The 7,043-nt window shown below is 61.4% G+C and carries 6 protein-coding genes; 3 read left to right on the top strand and 3 right to left on the bottom strand.

The window, feature by feature from the left end; translation table 11 throughout:
- Window positions 1-151 precede the first annotated feature (151 nt).
- Window positions 152-577, top strand: coding sequence for a GSU2403 family nucleotidyltransferase fold protein (locus tag AC0C6X_RS15040; RefSeq protein WP_472953793.1), 426 nt, complete (start codon window positions 152-154; stop codon window positions 575-577).
- Window positions 578-745: 168 nt separating this feature from the next.
- Here the strand turns inward: AC0C6X_RS15040 and AC0C6X_RS15035 are convergent, their stop codons facing one another.
- Window positions 746-1,630, bottom strand: coding sequence for a helix-turn-helix transcriptional regulator (locus AC0C6X_RS15035; protein ID WP_173518913.1), 885 nt, complete (start codon window positions 1,628-1,630; stop codon window positions 746-748).
- A gap of 386 nt (window positions 1,631-2,016) precedes the next feature.
- Between AC0C6X_RS15035 and AC0C6X_RS15030 the strand changes: the two genes are divergently transcribed.
- Both AC0C6X_RS15030 and AC0C6X_RS15025 read left to right on the top strand, forming a co-directional pair.
- The gene (locus tag AC0C6X_RS15030; protein WP_173518914.1) at window positions 2,017-2,394 is read left to right on the top strand and encodes a cupin domain-containing protein; all 378 of its coding nucleotides are present in this window, start codon (window positions 2,017-2,019) and stop codon (window positions 2,392-2,394) included.
- Between the two features lie 14 nt (window positions 2,395-2,408).
- Window positions 2,409-3,803: an NAD(P)/FAD-dependent oxidoreductase gene (locus tag AC0C6X_RS15025; RefSeq protein WP_472953791.1), complete on the top strand. Its 1,395-nt coding sequence runs from the start codon at window positions 2,409-2,411 to the stop codon at window positions 3,801-3,803.
- A gap of 94 nt (window positions 3,804-3,897) precedes the next feature.
- On the opposite strand, the gene AC0C6X_RS15020 is transcribed toward AC0C6X_RS15025, so the two are convergent.
- Both AC0C6X_RS15020 and AC0C6X_RS15015 read right to left on the bottom strand, forming a co-directional pair.
- A complete protein-coding gene (locus AC0C6X_RS15020) occupies window positions 3,898-4,836 on the bottom strand; it encodes a LysR family transcriptional regulator (RefSeq protein WP_173518916.1) in 939 nt (312 codons plus the stop codon).
- Between the two features lie 271 nt (window positions 4,837-5,107).
- Window positions 5,108-6,811: an amidohydrolase gene (locus AC0C6X_RS15015; RefSeq protein ID WP_472953789.1), complete on the bottom strand. Its 1,704-nt coding sequence runs from the start codon at window positions 6,809-6,811 to the stop codon at window positions 5,108-5,110.
- Window positions 6,812-7,043 lie beyond the last annotated feature (232 nt).

Genomic DNA, 7,043 nt, shown 5'->3' with positions numbered 1-7,043 from the left:
GCATGAAGCATGCCGCCCCGAAAGGGCCGTGACACCACGAAATCCAACGCAAAATCGGAGGCAAAAACCGCCAACAGCCATTAGGCCGCGCCGCCGATCACCAATTCAGCGGTAATTCGAGGCCTCCGATTATAGCGGGCGGCCGACACCCATGCCTGCACTCGGCGGAGCTGCGGCGCAACCGCTCCGCTTCCTCGATTATCTAATCTACCATCCGATCCGCGCCGTTCTACTGCACGGAGCTGGCGTTGCCGTGAATGTTCCCGCTCCGGAGCGGTTCGCCATCCATAAGCTGATCGTCGCCAGTCGTCGCCTCACCGACAAGGACGGCACAGCGAAGAGCCGCAAGGACCTAGCTCAATCTGTCGCCATAATGGAGGCAATGATCGAGACGCGGCGAACGGAAGACCTCGCCGAAGCCTTCATGGAAGCATACGATCGTGGTCCAGCTTGGAAGGATGCCATTCGTAAGAGCGTGGGCCAGCTCGAAGATGATGTCCGTGCGCGCATCCAATCGTCACTCGGCGCGAGTATCCGAATGTTGAAAGGGGATCCCGCGAAATACGATTGCCGATAGCGTCCGGAAGAACCGTTGCCGTAGCGGTCCTACCGACTGATGGACTGGCTCTGTCGCTAACTTGGCGAACGATTTCCTACGTGATCGCATTCGTTTGATTGCAAAAGCGAACGCGACTGGCGCGCAGCCTTGGCAGCCCACACATGTAATTGCGTCGCAAGAGTTAAATTAGTGCTGCATCAGCACGCCGCCCGGCGACAGGTATGAGACCAGCGGATCCTCGAAGGCACTGCTCGCCGACGACACGGCGTCGATGAACAGCGAGAACAGCGCGGTCTGCGAGGTGATGTCGAGCTTGGCGTAGAGGTTGCGCCGATGCAGCTTGACGGTCGCCGGTGATATGCCAAGCTTTTCAGCGGCACCCTTGACCGAATATCCGCGAAGGATCATCTGAGCGACCTGGCATTCGCGATCAGTGAGCAGGCTGCGGCCAAAGTTCCGGATTGCCTGCGCCAAGGCGCTCTGCAGCGGCGAGCCGTCATCGCCGAGGCTTTCGGGCCTGAGGTCGCGATAGTGCCGAAGCACGGCCATGCTGAGCAGCGGCGCTGCACTCTGCAGAAAATCCTGGTCTTCTCCGCTGAAGGCCGCGTGCGAATGGCGCCGCGCCAGCGAGATCGCGATCTTCGTGTCGGCATCGATGCCGATGAAGAAATTGAATTCGTCGTGCAGGCCCGAGTGGCGGTAGTAGTCGCGATAATATTGCGACCGGTCGAAGGACGGATCGATCTGCCTCAGGCGGTAAAGACCATCGTCGCCATTGTCGAGCGCCAGCCGGTAGAACGGGTCGAGCCGATACGGGCCCTGCAGATAGGCGCGGATATCGGACAAGCCCTTGTCCGTACGCCAATCGTTGAACAGGATCTTCGGCGCCGTGTTTCGCCGATACAAGAGCATCAGACCTGCATCGATCGCAACGTGTCGCTTCAGCGACTGCGCCAGACGATCCTGGAAATCCGAACGCCCAACCCCCTCCATCAGGGATAGCGCCAGATCCCCCACACCGGGTGCCCGCTGCGTCGCCGTGCAGACTTTGATGATCGTATCGTCGTTCATGTTGTTCTCCTCCAAGCGCAGACTAGGCGAAGGTTGGGCTCGTCGCAAGCAACTGACCTTTACTATGTGATTTCCAAAACTATCGTTTGGCCGGGCAAAACAACAGCAATCGCCGCCAAAGCCCGGCAAGGCAAGGCCTGTAGCCCGGTGGCGGGGCGCCGTTTGCACCGGCAACCTAGCCCTTTGGCGTATACCTAAGGTCATTCCAACCACTTAGAAAAACAGGACAAGCCGCGCAGTAAGAACGTCGACTTGCAAAGCAATGCGCGACGGCCGAGACGACATTGATCTCTGGCACCGCGTCGTATTGCGAAGATTTTAAGCAACGAAACCTTGAGGGGCGGCCGATCACCTTACCGCTCGTCTTTTTCTGAACTGGAGTGAACATGTCGAAGGTCATCAAACTCGGGCGCAACGGTGTCGGCCTGCGCGAGCTTGAAAAATGCAGCGTCGTGCCCCCGGAGGCGATCCTTTCCGGTTTTGCGGACGAGCTCGGCGACATTCATTTCGAATGCCCCGGCAAGGCGGTCGTGATCGGCACCTGGCAGTCGACACCCTATGCGGAAATGCTGTCCTATCCTGAGGGATGCGAATATAGCTTCATTCTGTCGGGCAAGGTCGCGATCACCAACCCGGACGGTTCCGTCGAGACTTTCGAAGCGGGCGAAAGCTACGTCCTGCCTGCAGGCGTCGAGGTGCGTTTCGAAGTGCTCGAGACGATGCGCAAGGTCTACGTCCTCTACACGGCACCAGCCGCGAAGTGATGTGAGGCGCCCCTATGACCGAGGTAAGTAGCAAAGCCCTTGCAGATGTGAAGATGACGCCGTTCTGGCTCGATCGGTCGGATGCGCCCGAGCCGCGAGAGCGGCTGACGCTCCATCTGAAGGCGGATCTGCTCGTCGTTGGCGGCGGCTTTACCGGATTGTGGGGCGCCATCCAGGCTAAGCAACGCCAGCCCGAAATCGACGTCGTGCTGATCGAGAAGGGCTCGGTCGCCAATGGCGCTTCGGGCCGGCCGGGCGGCGTCGTCTCGACGTCCGTGATGCACGGGCTTTCGAATGCCGTGCGCATCTTTCCCAAGGATATCGCCGCGCTCGAAAAGCTCGGCCAGGAGAACATGCACGGTTTCCTGCAGACGCTTGAGGAACATCAGATCGACTGCCACGCCGAGTGGGGCGGCGAACTGACGGTCGCGGTCGACGACGCGCATGTCGAGGCGCTGCACGAGGAGCACGAACTCCACCTCAAATATGGCCACCAGGCCGTCTTCCTCGATCAGAGTGCGGTGCGCGCCGAGATCAACTCGCCGCGCTACAAGGCGGGCGTTTGGTCGAAGCATATCTGCGGCACGGTGCATCCGGCACTGCTTGCCTTCGGGCTGAAGCGCGTTGCGCTCACCCTCGGCGTTCAGATCTTCGAGAACACCGAGCTCACCGGCCTAGAGGACCTCGGCGACCGGATGAAGGCCACGACGTCCTCAGGAGGCGTGACGGCACCGAAGATTCTTCTCGCCACCAATGCCTTTGCCTCCGGCCACAAGAAGATCAAGCACCGCGTCGTCACCGTTCGCGACCGGGTCCTGGCGACGGAACCCCTATCGGCAGAACGCATGGCGTCGATCGGCTGGAGCCACCGGCAGGGCGTCTATGACACTCGCACGCAGATGAACTACATGCGGCTCACCAAGGACAACCGCATCATCTTTGGCGGACGCCTCGCCTACGCTTTCGCCGGTGATCCCTTCCCTTCCGTCGACCAGGAACTCGAAACCTACGAGCCCCTGGCATCCGCCTTCTTCGACACCTTCCCGCAGCTCGAAGGTGCGCGCTTCACCCATGCCTGGAGCGGACCGATCGATCTCAGCACCCGCATGGCGATGCATTTCCAGCGGTATTACGGCGAGAAGGTCGTCTATGCCGGCGGCTATTCCGGCTTCGGCGTCTCGGCCTCCCGCTTCGGCGCGCGCATCGCGCTCGATATCCTCGACGGTTCGAAGACTCCGGAGAGCCGGCTCGATTTCGCCACCAGCCTGCCGAATGCGATCCCGCCGGAGCCGTTCCGCTGGCTCGGCGCGCAGGTCACCATGTATGCGCTCGATACGGCCGACAAGTCCGGCGGTTGGCGCAAGCCCTGGCTGAAGATGGTCTCCGCCATGGGTTTCCCACTGAGCTGACGTTCTTTTCGGCAAGAGCATTGAACAGAGGCGAAGCCGGCATTCCGGCTCCGCCTTTATTCGCGCGCCGTTACCGGCTAGGTCGAAGTTGCGGCTATCGCCCGGCCCGCAGGCGCGACGCGCTTCGCCCGGACTGCGACACGCCAAATTCGCTGATGAGCAATTTCACGAAAAACGGGACCAGGCCCGACTTTGCGCGCGACTTGTCGAAAGCGGCCTGGAACGGCGCCTTGTAGCTGAAGAGATCCGGACGGATCGGCCGTAGCAACCCTTCGCTGACATAACGGCTGGCGAAGTGATCGGGCAGATAGCCGAGGTAGCGGCCGGAGAGGATCAGCCGCGCTTCGGCCTCCATGTCGCTGACGGTTGCGCGCGGATTGGCAATCGCGAAAATCTTGAGGTCGCGGGCATTCCAATAGGAGCGGCCGATCAGATTGTAGGAGCGGATGTCGTCGATCTCGATCTCGCTGTCATCACGGGAATAAAGCGGATGCTCGGCGCCGCAATAAAAGCGCTGGGTCTCCTCGTAGAGGTCGATATATTCCAGCCCCAGCGTCGTGCGCGGAAAACTGGCGATCGCGATGTGAAGCTCGCCCGTTATCACGTCCCGCAGGAGTTCGTGCGGCGGCCGTGTGACGATCGAAAACGCCACTTCCGGCGCTTCGTCCGTCATACGGGCAAAGACGCGGTTGAGGCGGGAGGACGGATCGGAGAGCGTGTTGTCGATGAGGCCGATGCAGAGCGTGCCATTCAACTGGTGCTGCAATCCCTTCATGCGGATATCGAACTGGTCGATCGAGCCGAAGAGGCGCTTGGCTTCCTCGTAGACGGCACGCCCCTCCTCCGTGAGACGAAAGCCGGACCGGCCGCGCTGGCAAAGGGTGAGGCCCAGCCGGCCCTCCAGAGCCGAGATATGGTTGGAGATCGTCGACAGCGAGAGGTTGAGCTCTCCCTGCGCGGCCGCGAAGCCACCCGCCTCGACGATCGTGACGTAGATGCGCAGCAGCCTCACGTCCAACGAGTCCAGTGCCATTACAACGCGCCCTTACCTTGATAAAAGTCTAAGTGAAGCGCGATTATTATGCATATTCAGGCACTAAGCCAGGGCAGGCTGCGACGATCCTGGCAACAGCCCACCAAACTTCAGATGAGCACCGAACAGCTCCGAAAACCGGTAACGGCAAAGCCCGCACGCCAAGTCGGCTGGCGCCACAGGCGCCGGCCGAAAATAATCAGACGACCCGAAAGCGCGATCGCCTTGGCCCACAAGGCGACCGGCAATAATGGTGAGCTCTCTTCCAGATTTACGGCTGACGATAGACCTCGTTTCCGGCGAGGTAGGTCGCCTCGACCTTGCGTTCCCGAATGGAACGATCAAGCGGATCCGGCAGCGTGCCGTCGATCACGACGAAATCCGCCCACTTGCCGACGCTGATCGAGCCGATCTGGTCGCCCCAAGGGGTCATGTCGGCACCTGCTTGCGTCAAGCCGTGCAGCGCCTGATCGAAGCTCACCGCCTGCTCCGGATACCAGGGTCCATCACCAAGACCGAACGGGCTTTCGCGGAAGACGGCGTCGTTGATCTGCGTCAGCGGGCTCAAAGGCGAGGTCGGCCAGTCCGAGCCGAACACCAGCGGCACGCCGGCATCGAGCATCGAATGCCAGACATAGGCCCGCGGCTCGCGTTCGGTACCGATGCGTTCGGTGATGTATTTGCCGATCGTGCCGGTTGCGTGGTTCGGCTGCATCGAGGCAACGACGCCGAGTTCCTTGAAGCGCTGAATGTCCTTGGTTTCGACCACCTCGATATGTTCGATGCGGTTCGGTTGCGGCCGCGGAACGGACGCCTTCGCAAACGCATCCAGCACGAGACTGACGCCGCCGTCGCCGATCGCATGCACCGCCGTTGGGAAGCCGTTTTCGTTGGAAGCCTTGATCGCGGCGGCGAGCTGCTCCTTGGTTTCGAAAGGCTTGCCCTTCCAGCCGTGCTGGTCGGAGTAGTCCTCATGCATATAGGCCGTGCGGGTCGAGAGCACGCCGTCGATCACCGACTTGGTGTAGCCGAGCTTGAGCAGCGGTCCCTTCGTCTCCTGTTCGCCGGAATCCGCGGCGACCTTATCGACCTCGTTGCGGTCCTTCACGGCGGCGGCGATCTTCTTCGGGTCGCCCTCGAAGAAGCCGTACCAGACGCGAAGCGGCATCTTCTTTTCGGCGAGGATCGCCGCATAATCATGCACGGCGGCAAGGTCGGACATGTCGTTGACGCCGGTGATCCCCAGGCTGTTGGCGAACTTCATCGTCTGCAGCAGTGCCTCGCGCCGTTCGCTGTCGCTCGCGACCGGGCGGTGCTTTTCGACAAGATCACCGGCCTTTTCGAGCAGGATACCACTCGGTTCGCCCTTGTCGTTCAGCAGCACCTGCCCGCCCTCTTCGACTTTCGACGTTGCCGTCACGCCGCCAACTTCGAGTGCCTTGGAGTTGACCCACACGGAATGGAAATCGATGTCGCGCAGGACGACGACGCGATCCGGCACCACGGCGTCGAGATCCTCCTTGGTCGGCAGCTTGCCTTCGCCGAGCGTGTAGTCCCATCCGCCGCCCATCAGCCAGACGCCCTTGGGCAGGCGCTGATCGGCTTCCTTGATCTTTTCGAGCCAGGTCTTCTTGTCCGGGATGTAGGAAAGGTCAACGCCGGTCACCATGTCCATGCCGGATGTCAGATGGGTATGGCCGTCGATGAAGCCCGGCGTGACGGTCTTGCCGCCGGCATCGATCACCTTGGTCCCGGCATCGGCGAGCGTCTTGATCTCGTCATTGCTGCCGATCGCGGTGAACTTGCCGTTCTCGACGGCAAAGGCCTGCGCCTTGGCCTTGCTTTCATCGACCGTGCGCACGTCGCCATTCAGCACGATCAGATCGGGCGCCGCCCAAACCGGCTGGGTTGCGCAAACCATGATCGCCAGGGCCGAGGCCGCGCTCAGCGCCCGGGTTACTGCTGCCAATGTCATGAAATCCTCCTCCCGCGACTGCATCCCTCCAAGCCCCGGCGAGCCGCGCGACACCGGCGTTAAGGGATGATGCTGCAAGTCGGGAACGCAGCGATATACTCCCTCGGGCTAGGTTTGCATAAAGCCGCAGTGTCGTTTGGAGGATGACGTTGCCGCCAGCCGTTGCCGGCAGCCGCACCACGTCCCAACCACCCTGCGGCGAACCCTCATCGCCGCAGGAGAGGAAGACGAA

The sequence above is a fragment of the Ensifer sp. VA4 genome, assembly GCF_055710065.1.
This window is presented reverse-complemented; position numbering and strand designations above follow the sequence as displayed.